The sequence below is a fragment of the Roseovarius sp. THAF9 genome, assembly GCF_009363715.1.
Taxonomy (GTDB): domain Bacteria; phylum Pseudomonadota; class Alphaproteobacteria; order Rhodobacterales; family Rhodobacteraceae; genus Roseovarius.
The window spans coordinates 1,938,305-1,957,321 of the sequence record NZ_CP045404.1 but is presented as its reverse complement, the minus strand read 5'-3'; the positions used below and the strand labels follow the sequence as shown (position 1 = coordinate 1,957,321).

Genomic DNA, 19,017 nt, shown 5'->3' with positions numbered 1-19,017 from the left:
TCCCCCATGGCCAAGAATGTCACGACGATGACAGATTCGTAAAAATATGGAAGGGGTGCAGCATACTTTTTCTGCGCCGCGGCATCAGGTGACGCAAAGTTGATCGCAAAGACGCCGCGTCTTTAGAGCGAGACACCCGTCCCCTGAAGCACGCCATGTTCCATCGCATAGCGCGTGAGACCAGCTGTCGAACTGATCCCAAGCTTGCGCTTGATGTTCTTGCGATGGGTTTCCACGGTGCGCACCGAGATTTCCAAACTCTGCGCCACCGCCTTGTTCGACTTGCCCAGCGCCAATTGCAGCAAGATCGTCTGTTCGCGGTTGGTCAGCTGAACGCGCCCGTCCCTGATGTCCGGTGTAAGCGAGCCCTTCGCCCCGGTGCAAAGATAGCGCTCGCCTCGGCTGACCGCTTCGATGGCGCGCTTTATCTCATCCGTCGGCACGTCCTTAAGCACGTAGCCCATTGCGCCATGTCCCAGAGCGGAGTTGATGTATTCGGGGCTGTCATGCATCGACAGGATCAGGATGCGCGTATCCGGTCGGCGTTCCAGCAGAATTTCGGTAGTAGAAAGCCCGCCGAGGCCTGGCATGTTCAGGTCCAGCAGGATCACATCGGGATCGAGGGCAGGGGCCTTGTCGATGATGTCCTGCCCCGAAGACAGGGTCGCGACGACTTCGATATCGTCATAGCTTTCGAGGATGGCTTCGATGCCCTCGGCCACCATAGGGTGGTCGTCAACGATGGCGATACGGATGGTTGCAGTCATGCGCTTGCCTTTGTTTCCTTGCCAGACCCGGAGCCGTCTTCGGGTTGCAGCATATGAGTCAGCGGCACGTCGGCCTCGATCACGGTCCCGCTCTTCGAGCTCAGGATGCGCAGCGTGCCGTCCAGTTGTTCGATCCGTTCCTGCATGTTGCGCAGGCCCAACCCTTGCGAGTTCATGGCAAGGGATCGGCCCAGGTCCAGCCCCCGACCATTGTCCGAGATCCGTAAGGTCGCGCCGCTCTTGTGACCGCGCACATCGACTGACACGCAGGTGGCATCGGCGTGGCGTTCGATGTTTGTAAGTGCTTCCTGCGCGACACGGTAAAGCGCGGTCTTGGCGTCGTCGTCAAGCCGGTTGCGGAAAGGTACGGTGCGAAATTCGGTCTTGATGCCCGTGCGTGCGCCGAAATCCTCGACCAGAGATTTCAGCGCGGGACCGACGCCCAGATCGTCCAGCACTCCGGGCCGCAAGTCGCGCGAAATGCGGCGCACTTCCTGGATCGCGGCCGAAAGATTCAGGATGCCACGATCCAGTGTTTCTCCGGCACGTGCATCTCCGGTTTCGAACCGGCGGCGGGCGCTGTCGAGGGCATAGCGGACACCCACTAGGATCTGGCTGATGCCGTCATGCAATTCGCGCGCCACACGTCCGCGCTCCTCTTCCTGGGCGTCGAATACCCGTTGGGTCAGTTTCTTCAGCTTGGCGTCTGCAACCCGGCGCTCACGGATGTTGACGAAAAGACCCGAGGTGAACACAAGCAAAAGCGCTCCCATGGTCAGGCCACCGATATAAAGAAACGTGCGTTGGACGCGCTGCTCGACCGTGGCACGCGCGCTGTTCACAGTTGCGATGACATCGTCGATGAAGACACCCGTGCCGATGGCCCATCTCCAATCCTGCAGCCCGACGACATAGGTAACGATCTGTGCCTTTTCGCCCGTCGACGGCTTGGTCCATTGGTAACTGTGATAGCCGCCGCCGGTTCGGGCGATGCGGATCAGTTCGTCGGTAATCGGGACGCCGGATTCGTCCTGCATTCCGCTCCAGTTGCGCCCGATAAGCTGGGTATGACGGGGGCTGACAAGGTTGTTGCCGTCATAGTCAAAGACGAAGAAATAACCGTCTTGTCCGTAAATCATGGCGGAAAGGATCTGCGTGACTTCAAGCTTGGCGGTCTCGTCGTCCGGTGCCGCGCGGCCATATATGTTGATGATCGCGGTCCTGGCGAGCGACAGATAATTCTTCAGCTCGTCCCGCTTGGCCGCAATCAGCTTTTCCTCGAGCGAGTGAATCTCACGCTCCGCCATCTGCCGGGACTGCAAGGTTACCAGAACGGAAATCGTCACCATGGCCAGAATGAGCGGCAGTGTCGCCGTCAAAAACAGTTTCTGACCATAATTCAGATGCGGTCGGATCATCGATTCTCCTTGGACGAATCGTTAAAGCGAATCTTGACGGAAGCCCAGTGCCGGCGACCGAAAGGAACTGACGATGCCCCGCGGCCATGCCTTGAATCTGAGCGGATTCAGGGTTTTCCGGTAAGCTGCGGCGCAAAACCTACGCACTACTCGGTATTCCCTTCGATACCTGTACACGATAGTGTCCCGGCACCTGCAACGGTCCGCGCGCAGGCTGCTAGGGACGGCATGCGCGCTTCATCAATTGGGAGGATATACCGAATGGATCGTCGTTCATTTCTGAAGAATACTGCACTGGGCGGGTCGGCTGCGGCCGCTACGTCGCTGGCCGCACCGGCCTATGCCCAAGGCAACCGCACCCTGACCATGGTCACAACCTGGGGCCGCGGACTGGCCGGTGTGCATGACGCCGCACAGTATTGCGCCGACCAGATCACCGCGATGAGCGACGGCCAACTGACCGTCGACCTGAAAGCTGCCGGCGAACTCGTCGGCGCGTTCGAGGTGTTCGATGCTGTCACCGCCGGCCAAGCGGATATGTATCATGGTGTCGATTACTACTTCCTCGGTCAGCACCCGGCGCTGTCGTTCTACTCGCAGATCCCGTTCGGCATGACCTTCCAGGAATATTCCAACTGGTGGTACATCGACGGCGGCAAGGAGCTGGGCGACGAGCTTTACTCGATCTTCGGCCTGAAAGCGTTCCCCTGTGGCAACACCGGCCCTCAGTCGGGCGGATGGTTCGCTAAGGAAATCAACTCGCCCGAGGATTTCCAGGGCCTGCGCTTCCGTATGCCCGGCCAGGGCGGCGAAGTGCTGGGCAAGCTGGGCGCCAGCGTTCAGAACCTGCCCGGTTCCGAAGTGTATCAGGCGCTGTCGTCGGGTGCCATCGACGGTACCGAATGGATCGGCCCCTGGGCGGACGAGAAGGCTGGCTTCCAGGAGATCACCAAGACCTACTATACCGCCGGCTTCCACGAACCCGGCCCGAACCTGAACTGCGTTGTCGGCCTCGAAGTCTACGAGAGCCTGACCCCGGCGCAGCAGTCGATCATCTCGAACGCGGCGCAAGCCACCAACATCTGGAACATGTCTCAGTTCATGGCCAACAACGGTGCGGCGCTTCAGCGTCTGCAATCGTCGGGCGTCACCCTGCGCGAATTCCCCGACGAGGTTTGGGATGCGTTCGGCGCCGCGGCACAGGAAGTTCTGCAGCAGAACATGGGCGACGAACTGTACAAGAAAGCCTATGACAGCTACCGCGAGTCGTTGGAAAGCTCGGCCTCATGGATCAGCCGGTCCGAAGGCAGCTTCCGTTCGCAGCGCGACCGGGTCCTGGACATCTGATTGCTTGTCGCCAGAAATTTACGCTTCCCGCGCCGTGACCGGCGCGGGGGCATTTCGCGCATAAAGGTGTGAGTCCTCTGCACGACCGGCAGTTCGTCCAGGAGCATGACTGTCCAAATTGATGCAAGGGCATCCGGGCGAATCCGATACGCAGGACATGGGGGGAATGGTTGATGGACGAGACTGAAGCGGCCGGCACCGGGTTCGCCATACTGGATGCGATACTCTGGTTCTTCGGCAGTATTATCGGATCGTTCTACGACTTGGCATACGCGATCACGCATCCGGGGTTGTGGCTGAACTGGGCCGACAAGGAAGCAATCATGCGGTTCGTCTATTACGGCGGATCGGTCGAGTTTTTCTTCGTCATCTTCACCTTCGTACTGGTCCTGACAGCCATCGGGATATGGCGCAACAGCTTCATGTGGGGTTGTGTGCGGGTGATGGAGGGGTTTGCCAACATCACCGGCCGGCTTTTTGCCTGGGCTGGCCTCATCATGGTGCTCCAGCAAATCGTCATCGTCTTCATACAGCGGATATTCGTGCGGCCGGATATCTCGTTCGGCTTCGGTGTTCCGCTGGCCTTCGACATCAGCTGGTGGGCCGAAGCGCTGAAATTTCACAACGCGCTGGTGATTGCACTGTGCTGTACCTACACCTTTGTCCAAGGGGGACACGTGCGGGTCGACCTCGTCTATGCCGCGGTTAAATTTCGCACGCAACGCCTTATCGACATGATCGGCTGTGTCGTCTTCATGGCGCCCATGGCCGTGCTGATCTGGATGTACGGCTGGTACTTTATGTGGCGGCACCTGATCACGCCGAAACCTTCGGCATCGGAATCCCTGGAACGGCTGATGATGAAGGCCCGCGCTGTCCGCTGGAACGTAGAAACAATCGGCTTCAGCCCGAACGGGTTTAACGGGTATTTCCTGTTCAAGGTCCTGATGGTCGCCTTCGCGGGGATGGTGTTCATCCAGTCCGTCGCCTTCTTCTACCGCTCCTACCTCGAATGGAAGGAGGGCCCGGAAAGCGACGGCAAATACCTTGACAAGGACAGCCTCGGAGAAGGCGAAGAAGCCTATGAGGGGACACACTGATGTTGTTTGGACTGGATGGCGTCGAGATCGGCCTGATCATCGTGTTCCTGTGCCTCTTCGGAGGCATCTTGTCCGGCTTTCCGGTGGCCTTCGCCATTGGTGGCGCGGGGGTCATCTCTTTCGGTATCATCGCAGGTCTTGACAGTGCCGGCCTGCTGATCCACCAGGCGATCGACAGGGGCAGCGATGCCTATCGCACCCTGGTGGGATCAGGCGTGAAGCCCGAGTCCGTGTCTATATTCCGATACCCGGACCTGCCGCGCGTGGGCGAGCCGGTCTTTCCGCAGGGATGGGAAACGGCGCTGGACCGGAACTTAAGCTTCGTAGTCAACAGGATGAACGAACGGGTCTTCGCGGGGCAGTCGATCGAGACCCTGCTGGCCGTGCTGATGTTCGTGCTCATGGGCATCACGCTGGAACGCTCCAAGGTTGCCAACGACCTGCTGACAACGATGGCGCGGGTGTTCGGCCCGCTACCGGGCGGCCTTGCCGTGTCGGTTGTGGTGGTGGGTGCGTTTCTTGCCGCCTCCACCGGAATTGTCGGGGCAACTGTGGTCACGATGGGTCTGCTCAGCCTGCCGACAATGCTGCGCAACAACTACAGCCCAGAGATTGCCACGGGCGTGATCGCGGCCTCGGGCACACTGGGGCAGATCATTCCACCCTCGATCGTGATCGTCCTGCTGGGCACTCTGGCCGGTGATCTTTATTCGGTCGCACAGGAAGCGCGGGCGCAGGAGGCGGGCTGCACCGATGCGCTAACCTACCTGGGCGAGCCGGCCGTGGTCTCGGTCGGGACGCTCTTTCAGGCGGCTCTGCTTCCAGGCATCCTTTTGGCCTTGCTCTATGCGCTCTACGCTTTCGGCTACGCCCTGCTGAACCCGAGCAGGGCGCCGGCGGTCGAACTGGGCGCCACCAACGCCGAGGCGATCACCCGCGGCGAGGCTTTCACCTGGTTTTTGGGCATTCCGGTCGCGCTGGTTGTCGGGGTATTGGTGCTTGGTCAGATGAACGTGATTGGCAGCCAAAGTACGAGCATCGACAGCTTCAGCGAGCAAGGCCAGAGCGCCAGCCTGCGCACCGCCGTGGGCGCTGAGTGCAAGGAATCCATGATCGAACTGCATGGTCAGGCGGCCTGGGACCGGGCAGTGTCCGAACAGGAGTCCATCAACGAGTCCGGCGGCGTGACCCAAAGCGTGCGTCTGACCGAAGAAGAACGCGCCGAGATGCTTGAGCGCAAGATCGCGAACGCGGCGCCCATCGGTACTGGCATCGCCGTCATGATGCTGATTTTCGCGCTCGTCCTGACGCTGGCGCGCGGTGTTCTGCCATCGCAAAGCCCCACGCCGTTGATTGTTGGGGGAATCGGGATCGTGCTGGGTCTGCTGATCGATATCCTGCTGATCGGCCCTCAGTGGAGTTCGGCCGCTACCTTTGCGATCATGGCAATCCCCGTGGCGGTGGCGCTTTATGGCTGCACTCATGCCGCAAAACGACTGGCGCAGAACGAGCTGATCCGCGTGGTCTTTCCGCCGCTCGTGCTAATCGTGGCGGTTCTGGGCTCGATCTTGGGCGGGATCACCAATCCAACGCCGGCCGCGGCCTTGGGTGCGGGCGGGGCGATCATGCTTGCTGCCTATCGCAAGCTGAAAGACCAGGAACGTTCGGGCAAGATCATCATATTCGCCACTTTCGCGATCGTCATAGCCATTATTGTGGGCATCAACTTCGACTTGCGGATCAACGTTGAGGGCGCCTCGGCCGAAAGCTGGATCGCGTTCATCGTGGCCAAAGCAGCCTATCTCTATGCGCTGTTCGGCTTGCTGTTCGCCTGCTGGGTGCTTTTTGCCGGCGGGGTGCTCAGCCCGGTGGTGCGCGAGACCGCCAAGGTGACCAGCATGGTTTTCACCATCCTGATTGGCTCGCAGCTTCTAAACCTCGTGGTGATCTCGTTCGGCGGTGAACACTATATCCAGCAGTTCCTGCGCTCGTTCGACAACGAGTACAAGGTTTTCCTGATCGTGATGCTGGTGCTGTTCATCCTGGGCTTCGTGCTCGACTTTCTCGAGATCATCTACATCGTGATCCCGATTGTCGGGCCTGTCATTTACGGAGGCACGTTCGACCCGAAATGGGTGACGATCATGATCGCGGTCAACCTTCAGACGTCATTCCTGACGCCGCCCTTCGGCTTTGCGCTGTTCTATCTCAGAGGTGTCGCCCCCAAGGAGGTGACGACGGGCCACATCTATCGTGGAGTCGCACCCTTCGTTCTGATCCAGGTGGTCGGACTGGCGATCTTGTGGTTTTTCCCGGATATCGTCACGATCGTCCCGGACCTGCTGGGCGGCTGATCCCGACTTTGCACTCTTGGGATGGGCCCGGTCATTACCGGGCCCTGAATCCTTGCGTCGGGCATCGCGCACACCATGACAGACACGGCACGTATTCGGCATGTCATCCTTTCGGGATGTTCCGGCGAAAAAAGTCCACGCTTCTGGCGGCTTTCGGCCTTGCCGGGCTTCAAACCGTGACCGAACCCGGCCGACGCATCGTCGCGGAAGAGTCGGCCGGTCGCGGCCTCGCGCTCCCATGGGACGATTCTGCCGCGTTCGCCTGTCGCGCCGTGGACATGGCGATGCAGGACAGGGCTGGTGTCCGGGACGCGCTTGGCTGTATCTTCTTCAACCGTGGCCTGATAGAGACCTTGGCCGGTTCCGCGCGATTTCACCAGGAGGTCTTCATGACGCCGGCTTGGCCTGAATCGTACCGAAACGACGACGACCGGCGTCACGGCTTCGTTGCCGCGATCGACGAGTATCACCGCTCGTGCCGGGCCTATGACCGGCTTTGATACACGCTGGTGATCCTGCCGGAGGCCGCGGTCGCCGAGCGGGTTGCTTTCGTTCTGAACCGTATGGGCTGAATCGCGCGGTGCCTAGCGCGCGGCGATGCGCCCGTTGCGCGGGGCCGGCGTCCGGCCTGAGATTTCCAGCACCAGCTTTCGGCGCACCGTGCGGGCAAAACTTTCGCGACCCTCGGCCGTCACCATGAAGGCGCCGGGCCCGCCGATGATCCTCTCTGCGTATTCTTCCTCAAGATTGGCACCAGCGCGCCGTCCATCCTCTGCGCGCAGGATTGGCAAGGCATTGATGACGATCCCCGCTGCCAAAACCTCGGCCCGTGCTGCGGCAATGGCGGGCCCAGACGAGTTGCGGATGCTATCGCCCGAAAAATCGATCACCGCACGGGGCGCGATGATCTCATTCGTCTCGATCAGGCGTTTCGCGTCCAGCAAGGCGCCCCCGATTGCGTTGCTGCCATAGGCTTGGCGCGGCGGCCCGGTGAGCGCGTTGGCAAAGGCTTGTGCCGAAGCTTCGCCGTCGATCACCGTCCAAGGCACGACAACCGCGGTGTTGGTGGCCCACTCGACGTAAGTCACAGCGACGTTGCCATAGAGTGAATCCTGGATGGCGTTCAGAACTTCCGGGTCAATGATGGCGCTGGCATAGCCCTGACGCTGGAAGGACAGTTCAATGTCGTCGATTGACCCGGAAGCATCCGCAAGCAGGACCAACTCAAGCCCGACCTCCTGCCGGGTTTCGGCGAGGACGGGACCGGCAAGCAGGCAGATGAGGCAGGCCAGAATACGCATCCTTCGATCCTTCCCGGCATCACTTGCTAGGGCAAGCGGCTTGCAGTCACATCCGCGTGTGGTCCGGAGTCGTGCAGCCGCGTGCCCTGAAAACGGGCGTAAGATGCGGTCTCGTTACTCTTAGGTCGTATCGCGCCGGGCCAGTGGCAAGATCGTACCCTCGATCAAATTCATCAGATCTCCGAAATATCCGATGCTGCGGGCCGGGCGGGTTGAGTCCGAGGTGATTGCAAGCGTCAAACCCAGCCCGGGCACGACGCAGATCAGCTGTCCGCCGTATCCTCGGGCCAGAGCGAATTTGTCGCCCTGCGCTTCTCCAAGGAACCAGCCATAGCCATAGCGCAGCCCGGACCAGGGCGACCGCGTTACCGGCACAAAGGACCGGTTGACCCAGTCCTCGCTCAGCACGCGCGTCTCAGCCCACATGCCGCCGCGCCGGTACATTTCGCCGCAATGGATCATCGCGGGCAGGCTAAGCGACATCTCGTTGCCGCCAAGATAGCGCCCCTGCGGATCAGTTGTCCAAGGCGGGATACTGATGCCAAGCGGGTCGCCAAGCCGGTCACGCGCCTGCTCCAGCAGGCTTCGCCCGGTGACTTCAGAAAGGATCGCGCCCAATACGTGGAACGAACCCGTGGAATAAAGCATACGTGCTCCGGGCTTCGTCTCGAAGGGACGTGACAAGGCGTTTGCGACCCAGTTGACGCTGCTGACCCATTCGCCGTAATTGGGCCCGGATGTGCGTTCCAGCCCGGCCTGCATCGTGACAAGATTCTCGACGGTGATCTCCGAGACGCCCGGATCGGCATCCTGCGGGATCAGATCAGGGGCAAGCTGCCCAATGGTGGCCTGCATCGTCGGTATCTCACCACGATCGAGCGCCGCGCCGGTCAAGGCGGCGACAAGGGTTTTCGACACCGACTTGATCGGCACGGGTGTTCCGATGTCCGGCCCGCGAAACGCCTCGACGAACATCTCGGCACCGTGCTGGTGAATAACAACGGCGTGGCATTGGTCCAGCGCTCCTGCGGCATCGGCCACGGCGCGCCACGCGGCAGGCTGTGCCCCGGCTGGCCAGGCGGCGAGTGCAGTAGCGCCAGCAAGAACAGTACGACGGTGGAAATGAGACATGAAACCTCGCTCGCTGCTTGTCGTTCACGAAGTATCACGGTCGTTGGGAACGGCTATAGTGAGGTTCAATGAATCGCCGATACACACGGGAAAGTGTTCTGAAGCTCATACTAGGCGCTGCTGGCAAACTGCCAAGCGCGTCAATATTTCCTGTTGCGCAAAGGCTTGCCGTCGGGAAGCGCGATATTCGCCACCTGCTCGGCAATCGGATCATTGGAAAGCGGATGGCGGTGCGCCTCGAAATCGGCCGGATCGCGCATTGGCTGCCATTCCCCGCCCGAGTAGACCTCTAGCCCCGAGAACGCGGCTTTGTAGCCCATCTTGGCACTCCCCGGCACCCAGTATCCCAGGTAAACGTACGGCAGGCCAGCCTCGCGCGCGATTTCGATGTGATCGAGAATAATAAAAGTCCCCAGACTGTCGCGTGGTCTGTCGGGGTCGTAAAACGAGTAAACCATGCTGACGCCGTCGTCGAACACGTCTGTAAGGCAAACCGCGACCAGCTCGCCACTTTCTCTGTCGGTGTATTCAACCACGCGCGTGCGAATGGGCGTTTCCTCGATCATCGCGGCGAATTCGAACGTATCCATGTCGGCCATGCCGCCGTTGGCGTGCCGGTCCTCGAGATATTCGCGAAAGAGCGCGTATTGTTCCTCGGTGGCCCAAGGTGATGTGGCGCGCCGGTCAAGATGCCGGTTGCGCCTTAACGTGCGGCGCTGACTGCGCGAGGCTGCAAAGTTTTCGACGTTCACGCGGGCCGACAGGCAAGCGGCGCAATCCGCGCAAGACGGGCGGTAGAGCACATTTTGCGACCGACGAAACCCCTGTTTCGAAAGTGTGTCGTTCAGGCGTTGCGCCCCGTCGCCTTGAAGGGCCGTGAACAGCTTCCGCTCCATCCGGCCTTCCAGATAGGGGCAGGGTTGGGGCGCCGTCACGTAAAATTGGGGCGCTATGGGAAGGGTGTGACGCATGGCAGGTTTCGTAACTTTCGGTACCGACGATAACAACGATGTGACGCTGCGCCAAGAGGTCAAATCCTCGGCAGCGTAGCCTCTGTCAGTTCGCCGCGCGGCGATTTATGGCAACGGTTCCAAGGGCGAGGTCCGTCAGGCCCTGCCGCCGCGCTCCTGTCAGCATCAGCAGGATTGACGTCAGTTGCACCAGCGGCACGGCGCAGGAAAAGGTGAAACCCATCGAATGCCAAAATGCCATTGCGGTGTCCAAACGCTGCCCCATGGCGGTTCGAAACTCCAGCGCAAATAGGCGCATGCCCCATGTTGCGGATCTATGCGCGATGGTCGCGGTACGATAGACCAAGCCTAGGGCAAGAAACAGGAACGGCAGGAAGAACAAGCCGGTGAAAGCTGTGAAAGGCAGCACGAGCACGCAAAGTACCAGCACCAGAACGCTATCGACCAGCCATGCCAGGAAGCGCTTTAGCGGGACATCCGCGTAGAAGTCGGGTTGCGTTTCGGGGTCGGGTATGTGCCAGATCGTATCGGTCATTTACAGTATATAGGTTTGCTCCCGCGCCGTGAAAGGTGGCGGCACGGGGAGCGCTTGGATGCTCGCGATTCAGTTGGCGCGTGCAGGGCCACGGTCGTCTTGCGCGTCGCCATCGGTATCCTCGGCGGCATCGGCGTCAGCCTTACGGGCGCGCTCGTCCATGAACTGGTCGAACTCCGCCTTGTCGCGCGCCGCACGCAGACGCTCCAGGAAAGCCTCGAAGTTCTGCTGTTCTTCTTCAAGCCGGCGCAGGGTTTCGTCGCGGTAAGCGTCGAATGCGCTGTTGCCGGAAGAGCCGTTCATCGGGCGCATCTGTTGGCGACGTGCCACGCGCCCGGACGGGCAGGATAGTTTGTTGCGCCAGATCATATAGGCCAGCAGCATAAGGCCGACGGGCCAGAACACGATCATCGAGACAACAAGCGCCGCAATCCAGGCGGGTTTGCCCTTGTCGTCAAGCCAGGCTTCGGTCCGCGCAAACCAGCCAGAGACGTCGGTGGCAGGCGAATTGTAGGTATATGTCGTCATCAAGGTGTCCTTTCGGGAAGGGTCTGAGGTTGGTATGTAAAGCATATTTACATTCAAGAGATGGGACGTGGTCGCTTGCGTTGCAAGGGGGTATGTTAAAGAATTTCACATTCGGCTTGAAACCCTGTCTCACAGGCCGTTGACCGGATCTGCAGGGGGTGTATCACTGCACCCATGAGTTTTTCCGATCGCATGACCCGTTGTCCGCGCCCCTTCGAGACCACCCCGGGGCAGGAGGCCCGCGAAGCAGTGCCGGGTCTTTCCCCTGACACAGCCGCACTTGTCGCAGGCACGGCGGGATCCAGCCCGTTCCTGCAAGCCCTCTGTCTAAAGGAGCGCGACTGGTTGCCCGAAGTTTTCGACAGCCCCGAGGCGGCATTTGACGCGCTGATGGACGAGGTGTCCGCGATCCCTCTGGACGAAACGGGCCCGCGCTTTCGCCGGGCCAAGAGCAGGGTGGCGCTTTTGACGGCACTGGCCGATCTTTCCGGGGTCTGGGCGCTCGAGGACATAACCAGCGCCCTCACGCGGTTTGCCGATCTTGCGGTGACGCACGCGCTGCGCGCGGCCCTGTTGCCCGAGTTGCGGCGCGGTAAGATACCCGGACAGGACGAGGATGCGCTGGAAGATGCCGCCGGGATGGTCGTTCTGGCCATGGGCAAGATGGGCGCGTACGAACTCAATTACAGTTCTGACATTGACCTTATCTGCCTGTTCGACGAAGAGCGGTTCGATGGCGACAGCTATCACGAGGCGCGGGCCGGCTTTGTACGCGCGACGCGCCGGATGGCGGCCACGCTGAACGACCGCACGGCGGACGGCTATGTGTTTCGCACTGATCTGCGTCTGCGCCCCGATCCCAACGTCACGCCTGTGTGCATGGCGATGGGAGCGGCGGAGACCTATTACGAAAGCCTGGGTCGAACGTGGGAACGCGCGGCGTATATCAAGGCGCGTCCTGCCGCGGGCGACATTGCAGCGGGCAAGCGGTTTCTTGACACCTTGCGCCCTTTCGTCTGGCGCAAGCACCTGGATTTCGCTGCCATCGAGGATGCCCACAACATGCGATTGCGCATCCGCGAGCATAAGGGGCTTCACGGTCCCATCCGGCTTGACGGTCACAACATGAAACTGGGCCGGGGCGGAATCCGAGAGATCGAGTTTTTTACCCAGACCCGGCAGTTGATCTCCGGCGGTCGCGACCCCGATCTGCGAGTGCGTGGCACAATCGACGGGCTGGCGCGCCTTGCGTTCAAGAGCTGGGTGCCTTCGGACGCGGCAGATACACTGGCCGGGCATTACCGCGCGCATCGCGAAATTGAACACCGGCTTCAGATGCTGCGCGATGCGCAGACCCAGGTCCTGCCCGAAAATGCCGATGGCTGGGCGCGGCTGGCCGCGCTGTGTGATCGCGACGTGTCCGCGTTCCGTGACGAGCTGACAGACCGGCTGCAACAGGTGCACGACCTGATCGAGGGGTTCTTCGCCCCCGACACCAGCGCCGAGAAGCCTGAAAGCTTCGAGGGGCTGGACGATGAAATCATCGCCCGTTGGCGCAGCTACCCGGCCCTGCGCAGCGAACGGGCCAATACGATCTTCGACCGGCTGAAGCCCGAAATCCTCGAGCGCCTTAGCCGGTCCTCGACCCCGCACGAGGCGCTTCTGGCCTTCGACGGCTTCCTGTCCGGCCTGCCTGCGGGTGTTCAGGTTTTCGCGCTGTTCGAGGCCAATCCGCAGCTGATCGACCTTATGGTGGATATCGCGGGCGTGTCGCCCGCGCTGTCTAGCTACCTGTCGCGCCACGCCGGCGTATTCGACGCGGTGATTGCCGGGGATTTCTTCGCGCCCTGGCCGGACAGGGGGCATCTGCGCGGTGAACTGGCGGCGCGGCTGGACCGCGAGGACGACTATGAACGAAAGCTGGACGCGGCCCGCCGCTGGTTGAAGGAATGGCATTTTCGCACCGGTGTGCACCTGCTGCGCGGCCTGATCGACGCCGATAAGGCGGGCGCACAATATGCCGATCTGGCCCACGTGATCCTCGCCGAGCTCTGGGGCGTGGTCTGCGCCCAGTTCGCTGAAAAACACGGTCCGCCGCCCGGTCGCGGGGCAGTGGTGCTGGGCATGGGGTCGCTTGGTGCGGGCAAACTCAATGCAGGTTCGGATCTGGACCTGATCGTGATCTACGACGCCGAAGGGGTCGAAGGATCCGACGGTCGCCGACCGCTGGCGACACGGCCCTATTACGCGCGTCTGACGCAGGCGCTGATCACTGCCTTGACGGCGCCGATGTCCGAAGGCCGGCTCTATGAGGTGGACATGCGCCTGCGGCCTTCGGGCAACCAGGGCCCGGTCGCCACCAGTTGGGGCTCGTTCCAGACCTATCAGGAAAATGAGGCTTGGGTGTGGGAGCACCTGGCGCTTACCCGCGCCTGCGTTGTGGCCGGCCCGGATGCGCTGGCCACGGATGTCGAAACCTTTCGTTGCGATTTGCTACCGCGCAAAGGCGACCGTGAAACCGTTCTGAAGGAAGTCGAACAAATGCGTGCGCGCATCAAGGCCGCCAAGAGCTCGGGCGGGCTGTGGGAGACCAAACTGGGCGATGGCCGGATGCAGGATATCGAGCTGATCGCGCAGGCGGGGTGTCTGCTCGCTGGGCGGCCCGAGCGCAGCGTCGAGGCAGGGCTGGCCGCCGGTGTCGCTGCCGGTTGGTTGGATGACGCCGAAGAGGCAGCGCTCGGTGTCGCTTACGCGCTTTGCTGGCAAGTGACGCAGGCCGCGCGTCTGTTGGGCGACAAACCGTTGGACGAGGACGCCTTGGGCGACGGAGCCAAGGCGTTTGTCCTGCGGCAGACCGGGCATGAACGTATGGCGGACCTGCTGGAAGAACTGGAACGACGCACGGCGAACGCGGCCGTGGTGATTGATGCGGCATTGACGCGAGGAACCGAAGATGGCTGACGCGATGGATCCCAAGGGGCTGATCCGCGAATCGTACAGGATTGAGGGAATAACGCCCGCCGAATGCCGGTCGATATTTCTGGACTGGGCGCTGTCGGTGGATGGTGACGGTGATACACGGGTGCAAATCGAGCGTTTGATCGAGCGTTACGGCGTTGTCAATCCGGATCACCCAATGACCGCCGTCTTGCACGAAGGGCTGAAGGCCGCAGGGTCGCCTAAGCGCCGCGGCGGGTCTCGTGGACGAGTGCGCTGAGCCGAAGCCGTCGCTTGATGGTTTCGCCATGTTTTCTTGGTTAAGTACCGAATTCGCCGAAAACTCGCCTTAATTTGCGGTCACAACGTCTTCGACCACCGCGCCTGAAGTGCGCAAAGGAGGAAGTCATGCTGACCCGTAACGCCATTGCAGCCCTGATCATGGGCCTGACCGTTGCCGGGTGTTCTGCGCCCGAAACCGCCACGCGCAACGCCCCGCTCGATACCCCCACAGCGACGGTGGCGGCACCGGCCTATGCCATTCAGGAGGTCCGCGTCAGCGTTCCCAAGACCCTGAAGGTGTCCGAAGCCAACCGCTATTATCCGGGCGGCGACATCGTCTGGCGCGAGGATCCGGCAGGTGACCGCCACGCGCAAGTAAAGGCGATCTTCGAGACGGCGATGATGCAGGGCGTAAACGCGATGCAAAGCGGTCACGTGCCCGCCATATTGGACATCCAGGTGACGCGGTTCCATGCGCTGACGGAAAAGGCGCGCTATACCGTCGGCGGCGTTCATTCGCTTCAGTTCCACATGCAACTGCGCAACCCCGCAACCGGCATGGCTTATGGCGAGCCGCAATTCGTGAAGGCCGACTTCAAGGCGCTTGGCGGGCAGGCGGCGATCAAGGCCGAGCAGCAAGGCATGACCCAGAAATACCGCATCACCAACCACTTGGCCGCGGTAATCCAGCGCCAGCTGACTAGCCCAGAGGGGTATCAGGCGGCAAACTTGGGCCTGATGGGGGCGCTTAATCAACTCGGCGCTTCCAACAAAAACTGAAACGGCTTAAGGGGACGGCATGACGCCGTCCTCTTTGCCTTCCATACGTTTAAAACCCAAAGTGCAGGCCCGCGCCATCCGGCACGGGTTTCCTTGGGTCTTCGACAATGAGCTCGTGACCGACCGCCGGACCAAAGCGCTGCCGCCCGGCACTGTGGCGGTCCTGGAAGACGCCGAGCGAAAACCGCTGGCCACGGTCGCGGTCAATCCCAAGTCCCGCATTATGGCACGGGTGCTGGACCGTGACCCGAACGCGCGGATTGATCAATCCTGGCTCGAAATCAGACTGCGCCTCGCCCTCGAAATGCGCGACCGGTTGTTCAACGCCCCTTTCTATCGATTGGTGCATGCCGAGGCGGACGGTCTGCCCGGTGTGATCATAGATCGCTTCGACTCTGTCGCCGTCATCCAGCCCAATGCGGCGTGGGCCGAAGCGCTGCTACCGCAGATCGCCGCGGCGCTGGTGGACGTCACTGGCGTTACATGCGTTATCAAGAACGCGTCGGGCCGGGCGAGGGCGCTGGAAGGACTTGACGATGCTACGCTAGCTCTCGTGGGCGACTTGCCCGACAGCCCTTTGCCGGTGCATATGAACGGCGCAACCTACATGGCCGACGTCACCGGTGGGCAGAAGACGGGGCTGTTCTACGACCAGCGTCCCAATCACGCCTTTGCCGGGACGCTCGCACAGGGCAGTCGTGTGCTCGACGTTTTCAGCCACGTGGGCGGCTTTTCCCTCGCTGCGCTGGCAGCCGGCGCGTCCGAGGCGCTTGCAGTCGATGGCTCCCAACCGGCACTTGATCTGGCCCGCGACGGGGCCGCGCGTATGGGGCTTTGGGAAAGCTTCACCACACAACGCGGCGACGCCTTCGAGGTTATGACGGCACTCGCCGAACAGGGCGAACGGTTTGACGTTGTCATCTGTGACCCACCGGCCTTTGCTCCTAACAAGCAAGCGCTGGAAAAGGGCTTGCGCGCCTATGAGCGGGTCGCGCGGCTGGCGGCCCCATTGGTGGCGGCAGGCGGGTATCTGGGGCTCTGCTCCTGTTCCCATGCCGCGACACTCGACAAGTTTCGCACGGCTTGCACACGGGGCATCGGCCGGGCCGGGCGCGAGGGTGCGCTTATCCATACCGGTTTTGCCGGTCCGGACCATCCCCTGCATCCGCAACTGGCCGAAAGCGGGTATCTCAAGTCCCTCTTCTTCAGGCTATGAGGGCGGTTCTCGACACCTGCGTGATCTATCCCACCGTGATGCGCCAGATGCTGCTTGGCGCAGCGAAACGGGGCGTTTTCAAACCGCTCTGGTCTGCCCGCATCATCGAGGAGTGGCAGCGCTCGGTTGTCAAGCTGGGCCCGGATGGCATCGCACAGGCCCAGGCCGAGGCGGCGATGCTGGCTGTCGAGTGGCCCGACGCGGAGGTGTCCTGGCCGCCGTCGCTGGAATCGCGGCTATGGCTGCCCGACCCTGCGGATATCCATGTGCTGGCGGCTGCCATCGCCGGCTCGGCCGACCTGATCCTGACGGTCAACGCCAAGGATTTCCCGCGCAACATCCTGGCCGAGGAAGGCGTGAGCCGGGCTGATCCCGATACCTTCCTCCTCGGCGTTTTCGAGGCAACGCCGGACGTGATGCAGGACGTCGGCGCGGCGGTGCTGGCCGACGCACGGCGGCTCAGCGGCGGAGACTGGGACATCAGAGACCTGATGAAGAAAGCGCGGTTGCCGCGCTTGGGTAAGGCCTTGGCCTTTGCCTGACTCCCACCACGTCGCCAATCCCTAGTCCTGCGTCTCGGGCAAGCCGTTCCAGCGCATTTCAAGCTTTTCGATAGCGGCAATCCGCTCGGTCGTCTTGGGATGACTCATCAGCCAGGCCGGCATCGCGCCCCCGCGCGACTGGGTCAGCGCCTCCAGCTTTTCAAACAGGGACTTCTGCGGCGCGGTGCCGATCCCCGCCTTTGTCAGCAAAGCGGCGGCGTATTCATCGGCTTCGTACTCGTCGCCCCGCGAGAGCCGCGCCGCAAGCAGTGAAGCCATGCCATTGGCGATCCAGACGCCAATACCGGGCAAAAACCGCGACAGCACCATCGCCAGCGCAGTACGCAGTGCGTTCTGACCCGAAAAATCGATCATCCGGCGTCGCGAATGACCAAGCGCCACGTGGCCCAGCTCGTGCGCTATGACGCTAGTCATCTCTTCTGCCGAGACCTCCCCGGAAAGAAACTTGCGGTAAAAGCCTCGCGTGATGAAGATCCGCCCATCTGGTGCGGCCAACCCGTTGACCGGGTCGATCTCATAGATGTGTACCTTGATCCGCGGCAGATCGAGCGCCTTGGCAAGCCGCGTGAAGAACGGCGTCAAAGCAGGATCAACCAACTCGGTCGACCGCGCGTCCAGTTCTCGCTTGGTGCGCCAGACTGAGAAGCGGTACATAACCACAGCATAGAGGATCGCCAGGAGGATCGGGGTGAACTTGATCATTTAGTAGATATGGGCCCTGTCGCTGGGCAGGGCAAGCGACGCATCGCCGCCTGAGATCCAGAATGACCGCGCAACCTTGGACATTTGTAAAACGACAGGCGACCCGAACCCAGGGTCAGCCCGAGCAACTGGCGCCACCCAGCACGCAGAACTTGGCGCAGTGAGGATGGTTCAGCGCCACGTCGCCCTCGGCCTCCGCCAGTGTTTCACCCAATTCGAACTCCGCGTCATAAGGCAGAAGAGTGCAGGCCAGCACGGCGGGACGTTCCGCGCCCTTGCGCTTGACCACCATCCTCGAAGACGCGCACATCAAGCTGTCCGGGGATTTGCCGAGGATATTCCAACAGCCGGTGGTGATTTCGGGGACCTCGACGCTCTCGTCCATTTCCGGGAACAGAACCGTCATTGCAGGGTCGTGTGCGTCGATGTCGAACCCATGCGCGTCGAAAAACGCCTGATAGCCCGCGCGGGACTCGGCCTCGCTGTCGCTCCAAAGGCTCCGGCCTGCGACAGCCATGCGGATCCCGGTTTTACGAAGCCAGTGCATACCCTCGAGCGTCCGGGCGAAGCTGCCCTTGCCGCGCTCCTCGTCGTGCAGCACCTCGGAGTGGTGATCGACCGAGATGCGCAGGGTCAGCTTTTCACCAAACTCTTCGTGCAGCGCCCGCAGACCATCCTGAACGCGCTTGCGCATCATCGGGCGCATCGCATTCGTCAGAATCAGAACGTCGTAGCCGCGCGACAGGCAGGCGCGGGTCATCTCGACCATCTGTGGGTTCATGAAGGGTTCGCCGCCGGTAAATCCGATCTCGCTGACGGGCCACGCACGCGTGTCCAGCTGATTGAGAAAGTCTTCTACCTCGGCCGTGGTGATATAGACTAGGCTGTCGTTCTCCGGAGAGCTTTCGATATAACAATTCGCGCAGGTGATGTTGCACAGCGTCCCGGTATTGAACCAAAGCGTCTGCGGGTTGCTCAGCGCGACATGCGCCCTCGGTTCACCATCTGCGGTGACCTTGGGGTCGATGAATTTTCCACCGTTCGCACGGGGCGCTGCCACATCTTTCATCTTACTATCTTCCGAA

At 61.5% G+C, this 19,017-nt stretch carries 18 protein-coding genes; 9 read left to right on the top strand and 9 right to left on the bottom strand.

Annotated features, from left to right (window positions below):
- Nucleotides 1–122 precede the first annotated feature (122 nt).
- Complete coding sequence (locus FIU86_RS09690; protein ID WP_152474896.1) at nt 123–767, bottom strand: response regulator transcription factor; 645 nt, start codon at nt 765–767, stop codon at nt 123–125.
- Nucleotides 764–2,185: a cache domain-containing protein gene (locus FIU86_RS09685; RefSeq protein WP_152474895.1), complete on the bottom strand. Its 1,422-nt coding sequence runs from the start codon at nt 2,183–2,185 to the stop codon at nt 764–766. The genes FIU86_RS09690 and FIU86_RS09685 overlap by 4 nt, the downstream gene beginning before the upstream one ends.
- Nucleotides 2,186–2,446: 261 nt before the next feature.
- Here FIU86_RS09685 and FIU86_RS09680 point away from each other — a divergent pair, with 261 nt between their 5' ends.
- The 4 genes from FIU86_RS09680 to FIU86_RS09665 all read left to right on the top strand — a co-directional run bounded on the left by FIU86_RS09680 (nt 2,447) and on the right by FIU86_RS09665 (nt 7,486).
- Nucleotides 2,447–3,532 (top strand): TRAP transporter substrate-binding protein, encoded by a 1,086-nt coding sequence (locus tag FIU86_RS09680; protein WP_152474894.1) that lies wholly within the window; start codon nt 2,447–2,449, stop codon nt 3,530–3,532.
- A 173-nt stretch (nt 3,533–3,705) separates the two neighbouring features.
- The gene (locus FIU86_RS09675) at nt 3,706–4,632 is read left to right on the top strand and encodes a TRAP transporter small permease subunit (RefSeq protein WP_152474893.1); all 927 of its coding nucleotides are present in this window, start codon (nt 3,706–3,708) and stop codon (nt 4,630–4,632) included.
- Complete coding sequence (locus tag FIU86_RS09670) at nt 4,632–6,986, top strand: TRAP transporter large permease subunit (RefSeq protein WP_152474892.1); 2,355 nt, start codon at nt 4,632–4,634, stop codon at nt 6,984–6,986. The genes FIU86_RS09675 and FIU86_RS09670 overlap by 1 nt, the downstream gene beginning before the upstream one ends.
- A 116-nt stretch (nt 6,987–7,102) precedes the next feature.
- Nucleotides 7,103–7,486, top strand: coding sequence for an AAA family ATPase (locus tag FIU86_RS09665; protein WP_254703987.1), 384 nt, complete (start codon nt 7,103–7,105; stop codon nt 7,484–7,486).
- Between the two features lie 84 nt (nt 7,487–7,570).
- Here FIU86_RS09665 and FIU86_RS09660 read toward each other — a convergent pair whose 3' ends face one another.
- From FIU86_RS09660 to FIU86_RS09640, 5 genes are all read right to left on the bottom strand, one after another.
- A complete protein-coding gene (locus FIU86_RS09660) occupies nt 7,571–8,287 on the bottom strand; it encodes a DUF1194 domain-containing protein (protein WP_152474891.1) in 717 nt (238 codons plus the stop codon).
- Between the two features lie 120 nt (nt 8,288–8,407).
- Complete coding sequence (locus tag FIU86_RS09655; protein WP_152474890.1) at nt 8,408–9,418, bottom strand: serine hydrolase; 1,011 nt, start codon at nt 9,416–9,418, stop codon at nt 8,408–8,410.
- A 140-nt stretch (nt 9,419–9,558) separates the two neighbouring features.
- Nucleotides 9,559–10,389, bottom strand: coding sequence for an arginyltransferase (locus FIU86_RS09650; RefSeq protein WP_152474889.1), 831 nt, complete (start codon nt 10,387–10,389; stop codon nt 9,559–9,561).
- A gap of 85 nt (nt 10,390–10,474) precedes the next feature.
- Complete coding sequence (locus FIU86_RS09645) at nt 10,475–10,924, bottom strand: RDD family protein (RefSeq protein WP_152474888.1); 450 nt, start codon at nt 10,922–10,924, stop codon at nt 10,475–10,477.
- Between the two features lie 69 nt (nt 10,925–10,993).
- On the bottom strand, nt 10,994–11,452 hold the full coding sequence (locus FIU86_RS09640) for a DUF2852 domain-containing protein (RefSeq protein WP_152474887.1): 459 nt from the start codon (nt 11,450–11,452) through the stop codon (nt 10,994–10,996).
- 174 nt (nt 11,453–11,626) lie between these two features.
- On the opposite strand from FIU86_RS09640, the gene FIU86_RS09635 reads away from it, so the two are divergent.
- From FIU86_RS09635 to FIU86_RS09615, 5 genes are all read left to right on the top strand, one after another.
- On the top strand, nt 11,627–14,413 hold the full coding sequence (locus FIU86_RS09635) for a glutamine-synthetase adenylyltransferase (protein ID WP_152474886.1): 2,787 nt from the start codon (nt 11,627–11,629) through the stop codon (nt 14,411–14,413).
- Nucleotides 14,406–14,669: a hypothetical protein gene (locus FIU86_RS09630; RefSeq protein WP_152474885.1), complete on the top strand. Its 264-nt coding sequence runs from the start codon at nt 14,406–14,408 to the stop codon at nt 14,667–14,669. The genes FIU86_RS09635 and FIU86_RS09630 overlap by 8 nt, the downstream gene beginning before the upstream one ends.
- 128 nt (nt 14,670–14,797) lie before the next feature.
- Nucleotides 14,798–15,451, top strand: a complete 654-nt coding sequence (locus tag FIU86_RS09625) for a DUF6778 family protein (protein ID WP_152474884.1) — start codon at nt 14,798–14,800, stop codon at nt 15,449–15,451.
- Nucleotides 15,452–15,470: 19 nt separating this feature from the next.
- Nucleotides 15,471–16,667: an RSP_2647 family RNA methyltransferase gene (locus FIU86_RS09620; RefSeq protein WP_152474883.1), complete on the top strand. Its 1,197-nt coding sequence runs from the start codon at nt 15,471–15,473 to the stop codon at nt 16,665–16,667.
- On the top strand, nt 16,664–17,209 hold the full coding sequence (locus FIU86_RS09615; protein ID WP_152474882.1) for an RSP_2648 family PIN domain-containing protein: 546 nt from the start codon (nt 16,664–16,666) through the stop codon (nt 17,207–17,209). The genes FIU86_RS09620 and FIU86_RS09615 overlap by 4 nt, the downstream gene beginning before the upstream one ends.
- Nucleotides 17,210–17,230: 21 nt before the next feature.
- Here the strand turns inward: FIU86_RS09615 and FIU86_RS09610 are convergent, their stop codons facing one another.
- Nucleotides 17,231–17,932, bottom strand: coding sequence for a M48 family metallopeptidase (locus tag FIU86_RS09610; RefSeq protein WP_152474881.1), 702 nt, complete (start codon nt 17,930–17,932; stop codon nt 17,231–17,233).
- Nucleotides 17,933–18,047: 115 nt separating this feature from the next.
- The gene (locus FIU86_RS09605; protein WP_152474880.1) at nt 18,048–19,001 is read right to left on the bottom strand and encodes a radical SAM protein; all 954 of its coding nucleotides are present in this window, start codon (nt 18,999–19,001) and stop codon (nt 18,048–18,050) included.
- Nucleotides 19,002–19,017: the final 16 nt, after the last annotated feature.

What these genes read in the sequence shown, in the direction of transcription:
- FIU86_RS09690 (WP_152474896.1), bottom strand. Translation starts at nt 767, where the DNA reads ATGACTGCAACCATCCGTATCGCCATCGTTGACGACCACCCTATGGTG.
- FIU86_RS09685 (WP_152474895.1), bottom strand. Translation starts at nt 2,185, where the DNA reads ATGATCCGACCGCATCTGAATTATGGTCAGAAACTGTTTTTGACGGCG.
- FIU86_RS09680 (WP_152474894.1), top strand. Translation starts at nt 2,447, where the DNA reads ATGGATCGTCGTTCATTTCTGAAGAATACTGCACTGGGCGGGTCGGCT.
- FIU86_RS09675 (WP_152474893.1), top strand. Translation starts at nt 3,706, where the DNA reads ATGGACGAGACTGAAGCGGCCGGCACCGGGTTCGCCATACTGGATGCG.
- FIU86_RS09670 (WP_152474892.1), top strand. Translation starts at nt 4,632, where the DNA reads ATGTTGTTTGGACTGGATGGCGTCGAGATCGGCCTGATCATCGTGTTC.
- FIU86_RS09665 (WP_254703987.1), top strand. Translation starts at nt 7,103, where the DNA reads ATGTTCCGGCGAAAAAAGTCCACGCTTCTGGCGGCTTTCGGCCTTGCC.
- FIU86_RS09660 (WP_152474891.1), bottom strand. Translation starts at nt 8,287, where the DNA reads ATGCGTATTCTGGCCTGCCTCATCTGCCTGCTTGCCGGTCCCGTCCTC.
- FIU86_RS09655 (WP_152474890.1), bottom strand. Translation starts at nt 9,418, where the DNA reads ATGTCTCATTTCCACCGTCGTACTGTTCTTGCTGGCGCTACTGCACTC.
- FIU86_RS09650 (WP_152474889.1), bottom strand. Translation starts at nt 10,389, where the DNA reads ATGCGTCACACCCTTCCCATAGCGCCCCAATTTTACGTGACGGCGCCC.
- FIU86_RS09645 (WP_152474888.1), bottom strand. Translation starts at nt 10,924, where the DNA reads ATGACCGATACGATCTGGCACATACCCGACCCCGAAACGCAACCCGAC.
- FIU86_RS09640 (WP_152474887.1), bottom strand. Translation starts at nt 11,452, where the DNA reads ATGACGACATATACCTACAATTCGCCTGCCACCGACGTCTCTGGCTGG.
- FIU86_RS09635 (WP_152474886.1), top strand. Translation starts at nt 11,627, where the DNA reads ATGAGTTTTTCCGATCGCATGACCCGTTGTCCGCGCCCCTTCGAGACC.
- FIU86_RS09630 (WP_152474885.1), top strand. Translation starts at nt 14,406, where the DNA reads ATGGCTGACGCGATGGATCCCAAGGGGCTGATCCGCGAATCGTACAGG.
- FIU86_RS09625 (WP_152474884.1), top strand. Translation starts at nt 14,798, where the DNA reads ATGCTGACCCGTAACGCCATTGCAGCCCTGATCATGGGCCTGACCGTT.
- FIU86_RS09620 (WP_152474883.1), top strand. Translation starts at nt 15,471, where the DNA reads ATGACGCCGTCCTCTTTGCCTTCCATACGTTTAAAACCCAAAGTGCAG.
- FIU86_RS09615 (WP_152474882.1), top strand. Translation starts at nt 16,664, where the DNA reads ATGAGGGCGGTTCTCGACACCTGCGTGATCTATCCCACCGTGATGCGC.
- FIU86_RS09610 (WP_152474881.1), bottom strand. Translation starts at nt 17,932, where the DNA reads ATGATCAAGTTCACCCCGATCCTCCTGGCGATCCTCTATGCTGTGGTT.
- FIU86_RS09605 (WP_152474880.1), bottom strand. Translation starts at nt 19,001, where the DNA reads ATGAAAGATGTGGCAGCGCCCCGTGCGAACGGTGGAAAATTCATCGAC.